The following is a 17,481-nucleotide window of genomic DNA, read 5'->3' as shown; positions in this document are numbered from 1 at the left end:
TGTTAAATTACTACTAGAAATCATTCTGAGGAAACTTCTGGCCTGGACACGCCGCCACCCGGCTGCATGACGGCATAGCAAACAGTCCAGACTTCAATCGTCGGACACGCGGTTGCCTGGGTATTAAGGCAGTCAATCATCTTAAGGATGTGAACTTCGTAACAGATATGACACACGAAGCAAGTGTTTTTTGAAAAATTTGAACGAATTCCAGTCCGGAATGCCGTTTGCGTTAAAGTCAAGGAGAATATGGGGGGATTTGCAGAAAAATGGCAGGTGAAAAATGGGGGCTGTTTTGGGGTTTCGTGAGTGTCCGTGGCAGTCGCTTCTGGTTATGTCTGAAATCCGAAGTCCGAGGATCGAAAGAACAGTTGGGCGGCGGCAACGTTTTGCACTTTTTTGCACCGGATTGCACTTTTTACCACTTTATTGCACCGCCTTGGGGCGTGCGGGCTGAATCGGTAGGTTTCTGAACGGAGAAGGGTGGAACCGCGCACCTGGGTATTCACGCGATAATTCCAAATTGCTCCAACCATGGAATTCGGGTTCGATGGAATTTGTATATTAATAGTATAATAAAGGTATGACCGGCACTTTAGATAACTAGTTTTCGGGCGTATTCCAAGTTTCTCCGGCCATCGGCCACCCGATCTTTGGAGGGATTGCTGGTTTCCAGCACGATCCAGCCATGATATCCGATAGCTTTGATCGCAGCGGCAATCGATTCAAATTTGACTTGGCCATTCTCCAAGTATTTGGGGCCGTTCTTGAAATGAAGTTGTGCCACCCGGTCCTTGAGGAAACGCAATTCTTCCGGCACATCGTAGCCTTTGGTGCCGCCGGTATTGAAGCAATCGTAGTAGAGTTTCACCGCCGGGTGGTTGACTCGTTCCAGAATGCGCGCGTTCTGCCGGGCATCCAGGTAGTTTTCAATCGCCAAGACGACGCCCGCATCCTGCGCGCGCGGTGCCGCCACCTTGAGACGCTCCACCACCGAATCCACCTCGGCCTCCTTCACCTTGCCTTGGGCATCCAGCAAATCGCCCTTGCCGAAAAACGCCACGAGGATCACTTTGGCACCCAAATCATGGGTGGCCTCAATCCCCTGCTCCAGCCAGGCGGGTCCGCGCGGATCGGTCGCCAGCGGGCACTGATTAAAAACGCCCATCATCAGGGAACTGACCGGCAGTCCGGTCTTCTGCATTTGCTCCTTGTAACGCGCCCGAACCGCCGAATCGGCGATTTCCAACCGGTCAGCGGGATTGCCCGCACTGACTTCCGCGCCGTCGAACCCCGCCAGTTTGGCGTCTTCCAACCCCATCATGCAGGTGCCAAAGCGAATAGCTGGACTGGCGGCTTGCAAGCCCGGAACCAGGGCGGCTCCTGCCAATGCTAAAGAGGCCTGTCCGATAAACTGTCTGCGTGCGATATTCATAAACGGGTTCATTTCAACCGGCGTGTAACCCTGGTAATAATCAGCCCTTGAGGCCCTTGGTTGCGAACTCGAGTTTTTCATTCGCCTTCATGATCTCCGCCCAGGTGACTTCACCGTTTTTATAGGCGGCAGTGCGGCCCAGAATGGTGACTAGGTTGCTGCGCACACTGGGGGCCACGGTGGAATTGGAAAAGTCGCCCTTCAAAATGCTTTCATGGAAGGTGGCAATGTTGCGCACTGCGCCATCCGCGTAGAGGTTGCTGGGCTTGCCGCCGTTGTACTTGTCATCGCACTTTACCTGCACATCGCCGGCGTAATGCAGATCCAGAGCGCCATCGGTGCCAAACACCCGGCACATGATGTCATCCCAATACCGTCCGACTTGTTTGGAATTGAAACTGAGCAGGACATCGTCCGGATAATAAAACACGCAGGCGAAGTGATCCCAGCAATCGCCCACAAACGGACGTTTTCTGCCGCCCGCGCCGTAGGCCTTGATAGGTTCCGCATTTAATGCCCAGGAAGCCATGTCCAGCGCGTGAATATTCTGTTCGGTGATAATGTCCCCGGAGAGCACGCGATCCGTCACCCAGGCGCGCAGGCGCAACTCGGCGTTGGCCGGATCGGCCCGGCGTGCGTCGTCCACGCCCTTGCCGACCGGCCCGGTCTGGTAGGCGGCCTCGGCGGAGACGATTTTACCAATCTTCCCCTGATGCACCATGCTGACGGCCTGCTGATAGCTGGGGTGGGCACGGCTTTGAAAGTCCACCAGGAATGCCTGGTTTTTGCTGGCGGCCAATTCGCCCGAGCGGCCAATGGATTGACAGCCCGGCACATCCACCGCGAGCGGTTTGGCCAAGTACACGTGTTTGCCGGCAGCCACGGCATCCGCCGCCTGTTCCGGGTGGAAGTAGGGAGGCGTAATGATGATCACCGCATCCAGCTTTTGATCCAGCAACCGCTTGTGCCCGTTCAAGCCGGTGAACCGCATGCCCGCCGGCACCCCGTATTTCTCGCCCGCGTTGTCCACGCGATCCTGGAAATAATCGGAGACCGCCGCGATATTGTAGCCACCGTGTTCCTTGAAAAACTTCAGAATCCAAGTGCCGCGTCCGCCACAGCCGATCAACCCAATATTCAATTTGCCATCCGCCGCAGCACCGTTGGCGAATTGCGGGTTGAGGATGGCAAAGGTGGCGGCCGCGCCCGAGACGGTCAGGAATTGACGGCGGTTTAACTCACGGCCTTGACGATCCGTGACGGAAGCTTTGAACACGTGTTTCATAAATTTAATGTCTGTACTTCCCGGTATGGTTACCCAAAACCGGCGTTTCCCGCTTGCAAGTGTGTGCTGTTTTGGTGTATTTTTCGCGCATGAATCCCGAACGTTTTAAAACGAACTTTTTACGGCGCATCGGCAGTTCCCAGGTGTTTCAACAACTGCTGGAACTGCTGCCGGACGTGGCGTTTTTCATGAAGGACCGGCAGGGCCGGTTCGTGATGCAGAACCGGCGGGCGTGCGAATATTGCCGGGTGGGCTCCGAGGCCGAGACGCTGGGCAAAACAGATTATGACTTCTGGTCGCCGCAACGGGCCGCCGTGTATGTGGCGCAAGACCGAAAGGTGATGGAAACCGGGGAGCCCATTATCAACGCCCTGACGCTCGCCCCGGAGGAGGTCGGTCCGGACCACCTCGTGATTTACAGCAAAGTACCGGTGCGGGATAACCGTCAGCGCATTATTGGCGTGGCGGGCATACATCGGGAGGTGGAGGGATTGCGAACGCCGCCGCGGAAATTCGGGCCACTGACCAAAGCCGTGCAACGGATGCACCAGGATTTTGCGGAGCCGCTGACCACCCCGAAGCTGGCCGCGATTGCCGGGCTATCCCGCAGCCAGTTCGAACGGGTGTTCCACCGGCTGTTCGGCACGTCACCACGCGAATATCTATTGCGTGTACGAGTCAACGCCGCCTGCCGGTTGCTGACCGGTACCGATCGGAAATGCACCGACATCGCCCTCGCGACGGGGTTTTACGATCACAGCCATTTTTCCCGGCTCTTTCAGCGCATCATGGGCATCGCCCCGCAGCATTACCGCCGCCGTCATGCGCCAATGGAATCAGGTTGCAGTGACAGGACTGGCAAAAAGATGGCAGGTAAAAAATAGGACATCTTTTACCCGCCATGTTTCTGCCTAAATTTGGGTTTCAGTTCGGCGTTCGGACTTCGGATCGGTCATTATTCTGAAGAACCCACTGAAAAGCTGGCTTCGTACTTCCCGACAATCTTGAGCGTGAGTTCAGCACCGTCGCCCTGCTGGGTGCCGGTCATTTCGATGGGGCTCTCCTGCTTGGTGGAGATTTCCTTGAGCGGCACGGTTAAGATCGGTTCCTTATCCTTGCCGAAGATCAGCAACTGAAGTTTACCATCGGCATTTTTTTGCACTGCCAAGGCATGGAGCGAGACTGAGGCCGTTTGTTGGCCGGTGGCAATTTCAACCACCTGAAGTTTGGTGTCCCGGATGGCCCTGCCCTCACTCTGCAACGTCACCTTCCGCAGCCAAAGCTGGCCGACCGGCACCACGTCCTTGCCCACCTTGGCCAAGGTTTCGGGTGTCAGTTTACATTCCGGCATCGCCAGCGCGCCCCGCTCGCCTTCGCGCACCGCCACCGGGCGTTTCACATCCGGGTCGGTGGGGATGGGCGTATTCAGCATCTGGCTGAGGTCAGCGCTTAGGGCGAAGGCCGCCTTCAGGCTTTCTTCGCGCGAGGCACTGGATTGTGCCTGGGCCAGCGATAAGCCGGCGGCCAGGAGTACGAGGGTAACGGTCATTTTGTTTTTCATATATAAATTAATTTCAGTTCAAGTTTTCGGCCGGTTCATGCGGCTCTGAGACAAGTAACGCCGCACCAACCATCCAGGTTACACTGGAAAGATCGTTTACGGTTTCTTGCGTGGTTCCACCTTCAGCACATCCAGCGAATTCAAGTCCTGCGCCTTTGGTTTCATGGATTCAAACGCGGCCTTTTGTTCCGGGGTGAGCCGCTGATCCACATCGGCCACCAGCTTGCCGATGACCTTGGTGCTGCGCTGGATGGTCTCTTCCCGGATGCGTTTCAGTTCATCCACCGCCGTGTCAATGTCGGTCTGGAACTGGCGGCGCTGCTCGGGGGTGGGCTTGAGCTTTTGATCCAGTGATTTCATGACGGTTTCATTCCACCGGGCGGGGTTGGAAGCCTGGGCCTGTTTAAGGCGAGCCAGGCGAATGCCCAGAAACACGCCGACCACCACGCTAAGCAGAATCAGCGCCGCCAATGCGCCCGTCACTTTCCATGAATACGAAATTTTCATAACATCCAGAACAGTTCGGTCACGGTGTCCTCCACATGCGGCACGAGGCCGCTGCTGTTTTCCGGGTTGACGATTTCCAAGGTGAGACAAACAAGGGCCAATACGCTCACCGCCGCCAAGGCACGCAAGGCGAACCGCAGCCAGACCGCCGCCGGTGGGGTGGTTGGCTCAGCACGGCGACTTTGCGCCCATACCGTGGCCGCGAAGCCCGGCATAGGGGCCGGTTCCGCCGCTGTGGCTTTCCGGCTCTGCCGGGCGCATTCCTGCCAGCGTTGTTCAAATTCATTCATATTTTGCCTTTTGCTTGTAACTCGCGGCCAGCTTCTTCAGACGTTGCCGCGCGCGAAAAACCCGCACTTTTACCAGCGTCCCACTCCACCCGGTCAACTGGCTGATTTCCTTGACCGTCTTTTCTTCGAGGTCCATCCAATGGATGACGAGGCGGTCGTTGACCGGCAACTGCGCCAGTAATTTCTCCAGGATTTCCCGGGCGGATGCCGGGGACGCGTCGGGCGGCGCTTCGGTGGCTGATACCAGGTAATCGAGCCATGCGGTTTCCTCCGGTTCGAGATCGGCCCAGCGCAATTCGGGCCGCCGTTTCTCGGCACGCAGGCTGTCCAGGCAGGTGCGCACCGCCAGGCGGGCCACCCAGTGTTCGAAGGGGATGCCGTCGCGTTCCTGGTATTGCTCCAATCGGGCAAACAGCTTGATGAACACCTCTTGCGTCAAATCCGCCTCGTCCAGCCGGACCGGCAGGTGGGAATGTACGATGCGCTTCACGAGGGGAAACAAATGCGCGACCAAGGCACCGGCAGCATCCTGATTCTGCCGCCGCACCCGATCGAGGCAGGCTTTCAAATCGAAAGTTGCCGTGTCCATGCATTATTTTCTTCCGCACATAATAGAGGTAACGCCGCTGAAATGCCAATGGTTACAGGAGAGTTTAACCGCGGATTGCGCGAATGAAGAACGGAAGTCTGCCCGCGAATCACGCCAATGGGCGCGAATGGGAAACGGGGAAAGTTTGCAAAATATTTCAGAGGGAAATAGGCCGAAAAAATGGGGCCGCGAAATAACAAAAGAAGATCGAAGCTTGGCGTTAGGAGTTTGAATCATGGGTGCTTCTTACGATGACTTTGAACTGCTGCCACGTCTCGAGGATCAGGCCGCGCTGTCGCTCAAATTCCTGGGTAGTGCTGACGTTTACCCGGATCGTGCCAATTCCCCACACCAACTCGGCGATCTGTCGGTCAATCGCATCGCGTTCAGCATCGGATTGAGCCATGGCCAGTTGTTGTCGCAGACGCTGATACTCCGTTTGGCACTCTTTTTGGCTAACTCCGCGATTTCCAGCGGAGCATTGTTCATCGTTTGGATATTCTGCCGAGTAAGGTTGACCGTCGCCACCGGGTTCCACCACGAGGTAACCATCGCGCCCCACTTTTTCGGCAACCGCCACAAGAAATTGAGCCAGCCGCTCATCCTTGGTGGCTCCCAGGAAAAACGCCTTGGCATCCCTTGCGCTCTTAATGATCGGTTGATTGTCGGACGTCTGTTGCGTACCGATGCGCGGCGGGGTGCCAGGCGTCTTCCGCTTGAAAATGTCGAATAATCCCATCGTTCTCACTCCTTACTTATTGCGTACCAACAGGTGGTCTGCCGGTGGTGGTCTGTGCCTACGCGTAGGTAAAGACGGCGCTCGCCGTGCAGGCTTTGCTGGCGCGCAGGCGGACCCAGTGGGCGCTGAAACCTTCCTCGAACTTGTGCGTCAGCGGTTGGCCGGGCAGTACCTTCAGCGTGGTCAGCGGGACCCAATGGTGATGGTCGAAATCCACTTCGATCAGGAACTCCACCGGCTCGCTGGCGTCGTGCGAGAGTTCGAGGGTCTTTTGATCGTACCCGGTCATCAGGTATGGATCGGATGAGGCACCGGCCTTAACGGCGGTCTTCAACCACGGGCCGCCTTTGCCGATGGGTTTGCCCAATTGCCAGAGATCGTCCACTGCGCCAAACCACAGGCCGCGCTTATCGTCTCCGGCAAAGAACTGGCCGTCGGCACCGGCGCCCGGGCGCGTGCCGCTCATGACCAACAGGCCGCGCCACGTGCAGAAGTCCATGATCTGTTTGGTGTGGCTGGCGATGGGTTTGATCAGCGGTAAGCCAAGCGTGCGCGGCTTTTCGTAGAACGTGCCATGCGCGTTCATCAGGTTGCGTTCGGATTCCACCTCGCGGGTACACCGTGGCCGACCGGTCGCGAACGGACGATCGTACTGCGCGGGGCCTTTGGGCAGCCGGTAGCGCGTGCCGTCCAGTTTCATCACCACCGACGCGTCATCCACGGTGAACTCGTCCTCATTCACTTTGACCAACTCCTTGACCTGCGGCGCTTCTTCGCCGGTGGCCGGGGCAAAGGCGAGCTTGCCGTTGACTTCGAGGACACCGAGATCCTTGGCGGCATCGCGTTCCATCAGCGTTGCGGCCCAGAGCAGGTTCTGGTTCACCGAGGGGCGCAGCAGGCCGCCGCAAGCCGTCGGCTCGCTGACGTCCGCCAACGCGGCGAAGAGCGCCGGTTGCTTGGGATCGTGCCCCGCGTCGCTCTGGTGCAGGTAGGCCGTCACCGTGCAGTCCTTGTCGGCTTTCAATCGCAGCCATTGCGCTTTGAAGTCGGCTGGGAAAATGAAGTAGGTGTAGCCGCTCTTGGGGACGGTGATGCGCTGGTATTCGCTCCACTTGCCATTGCCGGCTGCGTCAATTTCAAGCGTGAACGTGATTTCCATGGGGTTGCTGGCGGGTTGCGCGGGCGCGGCGGGCTGCGCGGGGATAAATGCGCCGCCGTTCTTTGGCAGCTCGGTCACTTCGAGCTTCGCAGCCTCGCCCGGCGGTTTGAGGAACGCCAGGTGCGGAACGCCGTAGCTGGCCGGTGCATGCTCCGCCGGGTGCGGCGGGATTTCCACGCGACCGGCGGGGAAGGTCTTGCGGTACACGTCGTCATTGGACTTGTCCCATTTCACTTGCAGCGTGGTCTTCTCCCAACCGGCGTCCAGCGCCGCTTTGGGACGGCTATCCACGGCGAGGAACACCGTCACCTCCTGGTTGACGGTGAAGCTGTAACCCGCCGCCGGCTTGCTCATGGTGCCGCGCCCGACGCTCACGCGCGCCAGACTTGCCAGGTCCGTCGGCAGTTCGGTTATTGGCAACGCGCCGGTGCAGCGGGTTGCGCCGGTCTTTTCCACGGCGGTCGAGAAACGGGAACCGATGGCCAGATGCAGCACGCGCCGGTCGAAGCCGTTGACCAGGAACGGCACGCTCGGCTCGCCGGCTTTCACCGCGTCATCCATCCAGGGGCCGCCCCAACCGGCGCGGGGACCGCGATTCGTCAGCGAGTTCTGCGGTGGGAACCACATGTTGGATTGCGAGATGCCCGCCATCGGGTTCGCCATGATCGAGGTGTCATCGGAGGAAATCACCAGCCGGTTGTTCCACGTGCAGACATCCGTCACATAGCGCAGGTGCGAGCAGATCGCGCGGATGCCCGCCGTGTTCGCCGCCGAGAAACTCAGCGGGAAATTCCAAAGCATCCCGTGCATCGTCATGATCGCCGTGCCCGGCCCGACCTCGCGGATGCGCGGCCATTCGGTGAACCAGCCGTGCTTCGGATCGAACGCGTGACTGGCCTTGGGCATGCGGAACGTGTGCCACACGCCGCCATCAAGCAGCTTCAGGATCACCGAGCGTTTATCCCAACCGGTGGCCCAGATCGGGTCGGTGTCTTTGGCGTTGCCGTTGATGCCGCCGGGGCCGGTGACCTCGGTGAATTGCCGACGCTCGATGATGCGCCAGCTCTTGCCGTCATATTCGGCGAGCAACCCGGCGGCTTCCGGGTCGTTGGCGGGCCAGTCCGCGAGATATTCCTTCGGGGCCTTGCCGGCGGCGCTTTCCCCGTTATTTGAGATGACGAGCCGCCCCTGGCTGCTGTAAGCCCCCTTGCCGTGCCAGCCGGGGACAGGTTTGGCGAACAATTTTTTCACGTCCAGCGTGTGGACGTTGACCTCATAGACGGCTCCCTCCATGTCGTAGATGTAAACGAGGTTGGCCGGATCAGTGAGATGCCGCGCGATACCCGTCATGCGGCCGGTCAGCTTCTCTAAATCGGCGGCGCGAACGTTGCCCTTGGCATCAATGAAATACACGCCGATGATGAGCTGGTTTGACTCCCGGTGAATCAACCGGCAGGCGTGGGTGCCGCCGACGCTCTCGGGCCGGGCGGTCAGGTTCAACTGCTCATCAATCTCGTAGAGTTTGTCGGTGCTGCCTTTGGTCAGGTGCGGCGGGTAGGTGATCGCCCAGAGCTTTCCAGCCCAGGGGACAATCCCGCCGATGCCGCATTCCCCGTATGTGTTAAAGAACGCCAGGTGCGGATAAACCCCACTGATGCAAAGCGGCGCATCGGCGGCGGCGGCGGCGCGGCAGACATAGGCGGGCAGGGCGGCCGCCAGCGGCGTCAGCGCGGCGAGCTGGAGGAAGTGGCGACGGGTCAGGGTATCGTTGGCAGTATTCATAACTGTTGCGTGGTTATTCATTCAAACCGTATTGCATACCATATTGTTTCATGCTGTGCGCCCAATATTGCGAACCCCGCCCGAATAGTCTAGTGCAAAGACGACCTCTTTGACGGCACCTGCCGAAGCCAAATCCGAAGGGTTTGCAGCAGGAAGCCGGTCGGTCAGGAGGGGGGAACGGCCAAATGCCGTCCCCTCATTGTTTTTCCCCGGTCTCCTTGCGGATTTCCTGAATGGCTTGGGCGATGAGTTCCCGCTGCTCTCGCTGGTAATACTTCCGCAGTCGCAATGATTCAAAGAAGGAGAAGATGACCGCGAGCCCGGTAAACAGAAAGCACAACGCCCAATAGACGATGAAGGACTTACCCTCCAGCCGCGATTTCAGGACGGTGAATCCCCATAATACCATGCCCCCGGCCAGGGCAATAAACAACAGCCCGAACCAACGGCGTGGCGGTTCGTTTTTCGGTATCATGCGAGACGATTGTCGTTCACGCACATAACATGGCCTACCGGTGGGCGGCGTCAACCCCCACCAAGCGTTTCGCGGCCAGCCATCACGGCACCCGGGTGATTTCGTATTTTCGGGCGGGAATCTGGTTGGCTTCGTATATCTTGTTCTCGAATTCCAGGACTTGGGCTTTCAGTTTGGCGATGCCGGGTGTGAATTCATCCTTCACCCATTTGTCGAACGTGGCTTGTGCGGCTTCTTTTTCCGCCGCCGGCACTTTGCCCAGCGCGTTGCGTCTGCCCTTCAGGCCGCCCCAGAAGTTGCGCAGAGGGCGCACCGCCTGATCGTTGCGGTCTTTGTTGAGTAATGCCACCTTGAGCGCCTGTTGGTACTGCGGGGTTTTCTCGTTCTCCTCGAGTTCCACACCGAACGCGAGCTGCCCGTCGGTATAGGTGCCCGCCGCCTGGCCTTCGATACGCAGCGCATATTTTCCGGGTTTGAGATTGCGGACGGTGATCTTCTCGTTGCTGTTGCGGTGGCCGGCGTGCGTCAGTTTGTAACCCTCGGCTGCATCTGGCGGCAAAACCCAGGGCAGCGCGTTGGCCTGGAAATTGAAGCTCAGCGTGTCGCCTTCTTCCTTGAAATCCGTGATTTTGCCGTTGACGGCGGGGAGGGCTCCGAATTTGCCGGTCTTGGGCAGGATGGCGACGGTGATGGCGGACACCGGCCCCTTTTGCACCATGCTATCAAGAATCCCGATGGCCATGACCACCTGGCCGGGGGCGTCGGGATGCACAGCGTCCTTGATCAGCGTAAAGGTGGCATTGGTTTTGCGCGCTTCCAGAGTGAGCGTGTTGAGTTGGGAATACATATCCACGAAGCCCAACCCGCGCACCTGGGCCTGCTCGCGCAACCATGCGCCGTACAGCGCCAGCACGCCGTTATAGTAGGTGTCGCGTGGTTCCTGTGGCTTGCCGCGCAGGCGCGCGGCGCGGGCGTCATGCATGGTGGGGGTCATCGGGATGGCCGTGGCGCCGAGTGCGGCAATCTGGTCCAGCAACGTGGTCATGCCCTGCTGATAGGTGTCGAAGATCGCCTTGTCGAAATCGCGGTAACTGCCGTCGTTCATGCCCAGCAGGATGGTGACGTATTTGGGTTTGAACGAGGCGACATCGTCCTCGAAACGGCGTAGCGCGTCAGCGGCGCGGTCACCGCCCACGCCGGAGTTATGGAAATGGATGCGCAGGTTGGGATAGCGGGTATAGAAGTAATCTTCGAGGTACTGGGTATAAAGACATTGGTGGGTGATGCTGTCGCCGAGGAAGACCAGCGTGTCGCCATCCTTGAGTTCAAGGCGCGACACAATGGTTTTGAATTCGGGCTTGGGCGCGGCCTCCGGGGCAGGCGCGGGTTGCTGGGCCAACAGGGCGCTCGTGCTCAGGCACAGGGCGATTAGGTGCGATAATCGTGTGTTCATGGCGGTAGAGTATGGCCCCAAATACTGGCGTCAAGTCCGATAAAAAAGGTTTTTCTTTTTCGCCGGGAGCGGTAGCCTGTGGTTATGCCGTCATTTGATATCGTCAGCGAAGTGAATTCGATGGAAGTCGAGAATGCCGTGAACATGGCCAAAAAAGAATTGGCCAACCGGTTTGATTTCAAGGGGAGCAAAGCGGAAATCCAGCTTGAGAAAAACGAGATCAAGCTGTCCGCCGAGGACCAGTTCCGCATCAAAACGCTGGAGGAAATTGTCATTGGCCGCCTGGCCAAGCGCAATATCAGCCTGAAAAGCGTCGAGCGGTGCGCGCCGGATGTCTCGCCGCTCGGTCATGCGCGGCAGTTGATCAAGATCAAGCAAGGCATCGAAGTCACGGTGGCCAAGCAGATCACCGGGTTCGTGCGCGATGGAAAGTTCAAGGTCACCACGCAAATCCAGGATAACCAGGTCCGCGTCACCAGCAAGAGCCGGGATGAATTGCAGGCGGTCATGGCGGCGGTACGGGCCAAGGATTTCAACGTGGCGCTGCAATTCCAGAATTTCCGGGAATGACCCTGAAAACGGCAGCCGAACCCGACCACGGATGCAGCGGGAAGGACCCGTCTCCCATTCCGCTTAAACTCTTGAGCGTGATCATCCCGGCGCGGGATGAGGAAGGCTGCATCGCCTCGACGGTCGGTCATCTGCATTTGGAATTAACGCTTAACCAGGTGCCCCATTAAATCAGCTTGATTGGTTGAAGCTTGCCCGGGAATTTAACGTCCAATAAGCAATTTATGCATAACATTCAACGCCGTCAGTTTCTTAAACTTGCCGCTACTGCCGGCATCGGTTTCCAAATTGTGCCCCGCCATGTTCTGGGCCAGGGCCAGACGCCTCCCAGTGACAAACTGAACATCGCCGGTATTGGCATCGCCAAGCAAGGCGGCGCGGTGCTGCGCGACACTGCCATCGCCAGCCAGAACATTGTGGCCTTGTGCGACGTGGATTGGAAGTATGCCGCAGGCACCGCCAAGGCTTTTCCCAAGGCGGAGCACTACCAGGATTACCGGGTAATGCTGGAGAAAATCAAAGGTGTAGATGCAGTTGTGATTGGCACCCCCGACCACATGCATGCTCCCATCAGCCTCGCCGCGTTGCGCGCCGGCAAACATGTCTATGTGGAGAAACCGATGGCCCATACCATTGAGGAGACCCGCATTATGACGCGGGTGGCAAAAGAAACTGGACTGGTCACCCAGATGGGCAATAACGGGCACGCGAACGAAGGGTTGCGCGCCACGCGCGAGTGGATTCAGGCCGGCGCCATCGGCACGGTCAAGGAAGTGCATTGCTGGAGTGACCGCCCTGGAAAATTCTGGAAGCAGGACTTTGAGCGTCCCACGGAAACGCCGCCGGTGCCGGCGGAGTTGGACTGGAATCTCTGGCTGGGCGCTGCCCCGGAACGTCCGTATCATCCCTATTACCACCCGCGCGCCTGGCGCGGCTGGTTCGATTTCGGCACCGGCGCTTTGGGCGACATGGCGGTGCATAATCTGGACCCGGCGTTTTACGCCTTGGATCTGGATACCCCGACCGCCACGGAAGCCCAGAGCAGCCCGATCAAAAAGGAAACGTATCCGTCCTGGCAGATCATCACGTTTGAATTCGCCGCCAAAGGCGGGCGACCGGCCCTCAAAGCCTATTGGTACGACGGCGGCAAGATGCCGCCTAAACCCAAGGATCTGGGCGACGACTTTGACCTGCCGGACAACGGCATTTATTTCCTGGGCACCAAGGGCGTGATTGTCTGCGGTGGCTGGTGCGGCATGCCCAAGCTTTTCCCGGACAGCCTGCGCAATTCGTTTGAGCTGCCACCAAAGACGTTACCGCGCTCCATCGGACATCGTGCCGAATGGGTGCAGGCGTGCAAAGATCGCAAGCCGGAGGATGCGAAGGCCGGTTTTGCCTATTCCGGACTCTTCACCGAGACATTGCTGGTGGGGAATCTGGCCACGCGCCTGCAAAAGCGCATCGAATGGGATGCCGCAAATATGCGCGCGAAGAATGCGCCCGAGGCGGACGCCATCATCCGAAAGGTTTATCGCAAAGGTTTTGGCATTTGACGGATACGCGTGAATGCACTTGGCGGTTGTCATGGGCCCCAGCTTGGTGCATTCTAGCGCCGGTATGTCGCCGCAGCTAAAAGCGTTTATCCAGGCTTGGCTCATCAACACCCTTGCGGTGTTGGTGGCTACGCGCGTGATTGATGGCATCTCGTATGAGACGTCCACGGATCTGATTATTGCCACGCTGGTGCTCGGCGTGTTGAATGCCTTGGTGCGTCCGTTCCTGCTGGTGCTTTCCCTGCCCCTGTTGCTGTTCACGCTCGGCTTGTTCACCCTCGTCATCAACGCCTTGTTGCTCTACGCAGTAAGCGGCCTGGTCAAGGAATTCCACGTCGCCAGTTTTTGGGTCGCCTGCAAAGCCGCCTTGCTGATGGCGGTCATCAGCCTGGTATTGAACAGCCTGGTCGGCACCGGGACGGCACGCGTGCAAGTGAAGCGTCCCCCGCCCCGCCGGAAGGATTCGGATGGTCCCGGCCCTGGCCCGGTAATTGACGTCTAGCCAGGTCGCGGTCAGTTCCGCCCGTGATTCGTCTTCCAATCGTAATCGGTTTCTTTTTGTTTGAATTGCTTGAGTATCCCGTCATTGGCGGTTTCCACGGCTGCGGATAATTCCCGGGGCGTGGCATAACGTCCGGTGTTTTCAAACTGATGTTTAACGGCATCCGTGGCCTCCCGGGCAATGCGTACATGGCCCAGCTCGTGTCGTAATAAACCTTCACTGAAGGTGCCCCAATGATGCAATGCTTCCGGATCGGCATCCGTGGATGGTTTAAGTTTTGGCACCGTGATTTTGGCCACGGTAGTCACTTTGACATCGGTCAGCCGTACTTCCCCATTTGCGCCGGCGTGGTGAAAATTCCAACTAATCCGCCACTCCGTCCAACCATCGAACTGGTTATGATTGGTCTTCCAGGGACGCGCCTGTTCCACAGCGCTCATCATTTCCGGAAAGGTATTGCCTTGAACCAGATAATAGTTGGTGGTCACGGTAAAAGTCATGGTTACCCGCGCATCTCCTTTGGTCGCTGCCGCCGCCATCATCGTCCAGGCAAAGACTGCCAGCCATAGACCGAGGCGGCACGAGGCGGGAGGAAGCGATAATACTCGCAATCCAAAACTGCCACGCAGAGCTACCACTTGTCTTCCGTCTCCACTGCGATTTTCGGTATTCGGCATTCGGATTTCTTTCGGATTTCGGTTTTCGCCATTCGGTTTTGGTGCAACCGCCCACCCCGACCGCTACTTTTTCGTTTCACCACGCTGTTGCGCCAGCCATTGGCGCACCAGTTCCGGGAAGCGGCATTCCTGGCATAGCGCGTTCGAATGCGCGCAAAAATCGCGGGTGATTTGCAACAGCCCTTGTTGGGCGGCGGCGGTTTTGAGCTGGCGCACCGTGGTATTCCCCAATAATCGTCCGCGCGCCAGCTTAAGCACGGCATTATCCTCCCCTGCGGGCCAGTTTTGATAGTGGGCTTCGACCCGTTGACGCACGTCGTCGCGTTGCGCTTCCACCGCCCGCACCCACAGCCACGGCAGAATGACATTCATGGCCAGATCGGTGACTCGGGCTGCGCCCAAAAGCGGTTGGGCGGCACGCAATTTTTCCGAACGCAGCGTCCAATGCCAGGACCAGAAGGGGTCCGGCGGCGCTTGTAATAGCTTGAGCAGGCGTTCCGCCGCCCGCGGCGCGGTGCCATCCGCTTTATCCCAAGCCTCCAATTGGCCGGGTAGATCGCTGGCCGTCAACCAGTGCGCCGCCAGCGCCAAGCGTCGTTGCGGATTGTTGGCCGGACGCAACCCGGCCAGACGCCAGATATTTTTGGGCAGCCGCGCTTCGCCAAACGAAGCCTGTTCCCGCCACCAGAAATCCCAGACTTGACGCACATACGAATCGGCGGCGGAACGGTTGCGGGCCAAATCGGACGGCAGCAATCCCGCCAAGCCAAGCAAGCGCGCTTGGACTTGCAGCGCACCCCGTACACCGGCCAGCAAACGGGATCGTTGTTCCGCCAGGCACTGCATCGGCCAGGTATTGTGCTTGTAACCCAAGGCGCGAAACAACCCTTCCCAGAGTGCCTGTTCCCAACCGGTTTCATGGGCGCGCGCCTGGAGTTGGGCGGCCTTGCATTGCAGCCGCGCCAGCGCCGCTTCATGCAGCATCCGCTGCACCTCGTCCGCCGTCATTTCGCGCAGACACGGACAGCATTGCCCTGCCAGTTCCTCGGGTAACCGCCCGGATTCCTCGGAGGGCAGCCAGCGGCTCAACTGTTCCATGGGTGCCTCCAGCGCGGTATTCAATTCCAATGTGGGCAGCGCTCCCGGCCCCCGGCTGCCGCACGCCCACACCACATGCAGCGTGACACCCTTGAACGCCGGGTTGACATCATGTTTATGCGCCCTCCAATCCTCCGGGTACTGGTCCAGCTCCACATCGCCCGAACGCGGCGTTTCCGCACCGATCTGGATGACCGCGCCACGGAAATCCGGGCCGGGTTCGTGGTTCCAAAATCCAGGGTGCAACACGCGCAACGAACGGCCATCCACCAGGCGCAGGCTCTGGCGTTTCAGCCGCTGATGCTGCCAGATGACTTGCAGCAGCTTCTCCGGCGGCGGGTCCGCCGGCGCTTCGCGCAAGCCGTCCGCACCGGGGCTCAGACACCACCGCGCATAAAAACTTGTTGGGACGGAAAACACGCGTCTTTCATCGCGTCCAGCGCCATGAAAGTCAAGGTTCATGAGGGAGAAAACAGCAAAAACAGCTTGCCCTTTACCCTTTCGCGTCAACCTGATTGGTTGCGTCCTTTGCGCGGGTTCTGCTTTTTCACCCGGGACTGTCGCAACCATGGCACCAAGCTCAACGCCCACCGGAGCGCGTGGCTTTGACTGCTTTAGCCAGTGGGTTTGGAAGCAGGTTTGGAAACCTGCGGTACGGGGTGGCGTGCCGCCGCGTTTCGTGCCGCAGACTTCCAAGTCTGCTGTATCGCAGGTTTCCTAACCTGCAAGGTGTTTGAAGTTCGAGCGCGCTGGGGAATGACAAACGGTCTGCCGACTAGGAAGTCGGCGACACAGCAGGTTTGGAAACCTGCGGTACGAGGTTGCCAATGTTCCTGAAATTGTGTTAGCCTGCGGCCATGCATACGCATCGAGATGATGAGCCGAACCCCGGCTTGAATCGCGTGCATTACGAACTGCGCGCCACCGGCGTTAAACCAATGACCGCAAATCCCATGCGCTCGGGCGTCCACTCTCGGGGTTATCTCCCACACGTCAAACGGGAGGGGGCCTCTTACTTCGTCACCTTCCGGCTGGCTGACTCGCTGCCCAAAGCGGTGTTGCTTCAGCTCGAAGCCAAGCATGCCGAACGCTTGCGGCGCTGGTGCCAAGCCGTGGAGCAGGGCCAGCCCACCAGCGATTCCGAGGCGGATATCCATCGCGACTTTCGCCGGCAAGTGGAACGGTATCTGGACCAGGGACACGGAGCGTGCCATTTGCGCCGGCCGGAGGCGGCGGAATTGGTTTGCAATGCCATCCTGCATTTTGAAGGCGACTGGTATTATCTGGGAAACTGGGTGGTGATGCCCAATCATGTTCACGCGCTGCTCTGGCCAAGGCCCAATCATACGCTCAGTGACATCCTGAAAAGCTGGAAGCAATTTACGTCGCGCCGCATCAAACCGATGGTCGAGATGGAAGAAGACCGATTCTGGCAGCCGGAGTCTTATAACCACTGGGTGCGAGACGATGACGAGAAAGCGCGCATCAGCCGTTACATCCGCCATAATCCGGTCACAGCCAAGCTGTGTGCGCAACCGGAAGATTGGCCCTGGAGCAGCGTCTGGCCGGGGTGGAGCAACGCCGTGCCGCCGCCAACAGCGTAGCGCGAATTTCCGCTGAACTGCAGGTTCTGACTGTACCGCAGACTTCCAAGTCTGCTGTATCGCAGGTTTCCTAACCTGCAAGGTGTTTGAAGTTCGAGCGCGCCGGGAAATGACAAACGGTCTGCCGACTGGGAAGTCGGCGACACAGCAGGTTTGGAAACCTGCGGTACGGGGAGGTGTGCCGCCGCGTTTCGTACCGCAG

18 protein-coding genes are annotated in these 17,481 nt (G+C 58.7%); 6 read left to right on the top strand and 12 right to left on the bottom strand.

Going from position 1 to position 17,481, the window contains the following annotated elements; all coding sequences use genetic code 11:
- Positions 1 to 595: 595 nt before the first annotated feature.
- Together WCO56_15435 and WCO56_15430 are read right to left on the bottom strand one after the other, a co-directional pair.
- Positions 596 to 1,435, bottom strand: a complete 840-nt coding sequence (locus WCO56_15435) for a sugar phosphate isomerase/epimerase family protein (protein MEI7730967.1) — start codon at positions 1,433 to 1,435, stop codon at positions 596 to 598.
- Between the two features lie 40 nt (positions 1,436 to 1,475).
- Entirely contained in the window at positions 1,476 to 2,720 is a 1,245-nt protein-coding gene (locus tag WCO56_15430; protein MEI7730966.1) for a Gfo/Idh/MocA family oxidoreductase, read from the bottom strand.
- 89 nt (positions 2,721 to 2,809) lie between these two features.
- Here WCO56_15430 and WCO56_15425 point away from each other — a divergent pair, with 89 nt between their 5' ends.
- Positions 2,810 to 3,604 (top strand): helix-turn-helix domain-containing protein, encoded by a 795-nt coding sequence (locus tag WCO56_15425; protein ID MEI7730965.1) that lies wholly within the window; start codon positions 2,810 to 2,812, stop codon positions 3,602 to 3,604.
- A 71-nt stretch (positions 3,605 to 3,675) separates the two neighbouring features.
- Here WCO56_15425 and WCO56_15420 read toward each other — a convergent pair whose 3' ends face one another.
- From WCO56_15420 to WCO56_15385, 8 genes are all read right to left on the bottom strand, one after another.
- Positions 3,676 to 4,281 (bottom strand): hypothetical protein, encoded by a 606-nt coding sequence (locus WCO56_15420; GenBank protein ID MEI7730964.1) that lies wholly within the window; start codon positions 4,279 to 4,281, stop codon positions 3,676 to 3,678.
- 96 nt (positions 4,282 to 4,377) lie between these two features.
- The gene (locus WCO56_15415; GenBank protein ID MEI7730963.1) at positions 4,378 to 4,788 is read right to left on the bottom strand and encodes a hypothetical protein; all 411 of its coding nucleotides are present in this window, start codon (positions 4,786 to 4,788) and stop codon (positions 4,378 to 4,380) included.
- Positions 4,785 to 5,078 carry a hypothetical protein gene (locus tag WCO56_15410; protein MEI7730962.1) on the bottom strand — a complete coding sequence of 98 codons (294 nt, stop codon included), beginning with the start codon at positions 5,076 to 5,078 and terminating at the stop codon, positions 4,785 to 4,787. Before WCO56_15410 ends, WCO56_15415 begins: the two co-directional genes overlap by 4 nt.
- Positions 5,071 to 5,667: a sigma-70 family RNA polymerase sigma factor gene (locus WCO56_15405; protein ID MEI7730961.1), complete on the bottom strand. Its 597-nt coding sequence runs from the start codon at positions 5,665 to 5,667 to the stop codon at positions 5,071 to 5,073. The genes WCO56_15410 and WCO56_15405 overlap by 8 nt, the downstream gene beginning before the upstream one ends.
- A 220-nt stretch (positions 5,668 to 5,887) precedes the next feature.
- Positions 5,888 to 6,406: a hypothetical protein gene (locus WCO56_15400; GenBank protein MEI7730960.1), complete on the bottom strand. Its 519-nt coding sequence runs from the start codon at positions 6,404 to 6,406 to the stop codon at positions 5,888 to 5,890.
- 58 nt (positions 6,407 to 6,464) lie between these two features.
- Positions 6,465 to 9,347, bottom strand: coding sequence for a hypothetical protein (locus tag WCO56_15395; protein MEI7730959.1), 2,883 nt, complete (start codon positions 9,345 to 9,347; stop codon positions 6,465 to 6,467).
- Between the two features lie 196 nt (positions 9,348 to 9,543).
- Positions 9,544 to 9,822: a hypothetical protein gene (locus tag WCO56_15390; protein ID MEI7730958.1), complete on the bottom strand. Its 279-nt coding sequence runs from the start codon at positions 9,820 to 9,822 to the stop codon at positions 9,544 to 9,546.
- An 82-nt stretch (positions 9,823 to 9,904) separates the two neighbouring features.
- Positions 9,905 to 11,275 (bottom strand): SGNH/GDSL hydrolase family protein, encoded by a 1,371-nt coding sequence (locus WCO56_15385; GenBank protein MEI7730957.1) that lies wholly within the window; start codon positions 11,273 to 11,275, stop codon positions 9,905 to 9,907.
- Between the two features lie 84 nt (positions 11,276 to 11,359).
- Here WCO56_15385 and WCO56_15380 point away from each other — a divergent pair, with 84 nt between their 5' ends.
- The 4 genes from WCO56_15380 (at position 11,360) to WCO56_15365 (ending at position 13,900) form a co-directional block, all read left to right on the top strand.
- Positions 11,360 to 11,845, top strand: a complete 486-nt coding sequence (locus WCO56_15380) for a YajQ family cyclic di-GMP-binding protein (protein MEI7730956.1) — start codon at positions 11,360 to 11,362, stop codon at positions 11,843 to 11,845.
- Positions 11,842 to 12,015: a hypothetical protein gene (locus WCO56_15375; GenBank protein MEI7730955.1), complete on the top strand. Its 174-nt coding sequence runs from the start codon at positions 11,842 to 11,844 to the stop codon at positions 12,013 to 12,015. Before WCO56_15380 ends, WCO56_15375 begins: the two co-directional genes overlap by 4 nt.
- A gap of 54 nt (positions 12,016 to 12,069) precedes the next feature.
- Positions 12,070 to 13,398 (top strand): Gfo/Idh/MocA family oxidoreductase, encoded by a 1,329-nt coding sequence (locus tag WCO56_15370; GenBank protein MEI7730954.1) that lies wholly within the window; start codon positions 12,070 to 12,072, stop codon positions 13,396 to 13,398.
- A 64-nt stretch (positions 13,399 to 13,462) separates the two neighbouring features.
- Positions 13,463 to 13,900 (top strand): phage holin family protein, encoded by a 438-nt coding sequence (locus tag WCO56_15365; protein MEI7730953.1) that lies wholly within the window; start codon positions 13,463 to 13,465, stop codon positions 13,898 to 13,900.
- 11 nt (positions 13,901 to 13,911) lie between these two features.
- Here WCO56_15365 and WCO56_15360 read toward each other — a convergent pair whose 3' ends face one another.
- A complete protein-coding gene (locus tag WCO56_15360) occupies positions 13,912 to 14,577 on the bottom strand; it encodes a DUF922 domain-containing protein (protein ID MEI7730952.1) in 666 nt (221 codons plus the stop codon).
- 63 nt (positions 14,578 to 14,640) lie between these two features.
- On the bottom strand, positions 14,641 to 16,137 hold the full coding sequence (locus WCO56_15355) for a DUF2851 family protein (protein ID MEI7730951.1): 1,497 nt from the start codon (positions 16,135 to 16,137) through the stop codon (positions 14,641 to 14,643).
- Positions 16,138 to 16,532: 395 nt separating this feature from the next.
- Here WCO56_15355 and WCO56_15350 point away from each other — a divergent pair, with 395 nt between their 5' ends.
- On the top strand, positions 16,533 to 17,279 hold the full coding sequence (locus WCO56_15350) for a transposase (GenBank protein ID MEI7730950.1): 747 nt from the start codon (positions 16,533 to 16,535) through the stop codon (positions 17,277 to 17,279).
- Positions 17,280 to 17,481: the final 202 nt, after the last annotated feature.

It is taken from the genome of Verrucomicrobiota bacterium, from assembly GCA_037139415.1.
GTDB lineage: Bacteria > Verrucomicrobiota > Verrucomicrobiia > Limisphaerales > Fontisphaeraceae > JBAXGN01.
Note: the sequence above shows the minus strand (reverse complement) of the source record. Positions and strands in the feature narration are given on the sequence as shown.

Coding starts and splice junctions, on each gene's coding strand:
- WCO56_15410 (MEI7730962.1), bottom strand. CDS start 5,078: ATGAATGAATTTGAACAACGCTGGCAGGAATGCGCCCGGCAGAGCCGG.
- WCO56_15395 (MEI7730959.1), bottom strand. CDS start 9,347: ATGAATACTGCCAACGATACCCTGACCCGTCGCCACTTCCTCCAGCTC.
- WCO56_15390 (MEI7730958.1), bottom strand. CDS start 9,822: ATGATACCGAAAAACGAACCGCCACGCCGTTGGTTCGGGCTGTTGTTT.
- WCO56_15425 (MEI7730965.1), top strand. CDS start 2,810: ATGAATCCCGAACGTTTTAAAACGAACTTTTTACGGCGCATCGGCAGT.
- WCO56_15365 (MEI7730953.1), top strand. CDS start 13,463: ATGTCGCCGCAGCTAAAAGCGTTTATCCAGGCTTGGCTCATCAACACC.
- WCO56_15385 (MEI7730957.1), bottom strand. CDS start 11,275: ATGAACACACGATTATCGCACCTAATCGCCCTGTGCCTGAGCACGAGC.
- WCO56_15435 (MEI7730967.1), bottom strand. CDS start 1,435: ATGAATATCGCACGCAGACAGTTTATCGGACAGGCCTCTTTAGCATTG.
- WCO56_15400 (MEI7730960.1), bottom strand. CDS start 6,406: ATGGGATTATTCGACATTTTCAAGCGGAAGACGCCTGGCACCCCGCCG.
- WCO56_15350 (MEI7730950.1), top strand. CDS start 16,533: ATGCATACGCATCGAGATGATGAGCCGAACCCCGGCTTGAATCGCGTG.
- WCO56_15370 (MEI7730954.1), top strand. CDS start 12,070: ATGCATAACATTCAACGCCGTCAGTTTCTTAAACTTGCCGCTACTGCC.
- WCO56_15380 (MEI7730956.1), top strand. CDS start 11,360: ATGCCGTCATTTGATATCGTCAGCGAAGTGAATTCGATGGAAGTCGAG.
- WCO56_15360 (MEI7730952.1), bottom strand. CDS start 14,577: ATGCCGAATACCGAAAATCGCAGTGGAGACGGAAGACAAGTGGTAGCT.
- WCO56_15415 (MEI7730963.1), bottom strand. CDS start 4,788: ATGAAAATTTCGTATTCATGGAAAGTGACGGGCGCATTGGCGGCGCTG.
- WCO56_15405 (MEI7730961.1), bottom strand. CDS start 5,667: ATGGACACGGCAACTTTCGATTTGAAAGCCTGCCTCGATCGGGTGCGG.
- WCO56_15430 (MEI7730966.1), bottom strand. CDS start 2,720: ATGAAACACGTGTTCAAAGCTTCCGTCACGGATCGTCAAGGCCGTGAG.
- WCO56_15420 (MEI7730964.1), bottom strand. CDS start 4,281: ATGAAAAACAAAATGACCGTTACCCTCGTACTCCTGGCCGCCGGCTTA.
- WCO56_15375 (MEI7730955.1), top strand. CDS start 11,842: ATGACCCTGAAAACGGCAGCCGAACCCGACCACGGATGCAGCGGGAAG.
- WCO56_15355 (MEI7730951.1), bottom strand. CDS start 16,137: ATGAACCTTGACTTTCATGGCGCTGGACGCGATGAAAGACGCGTGTTT.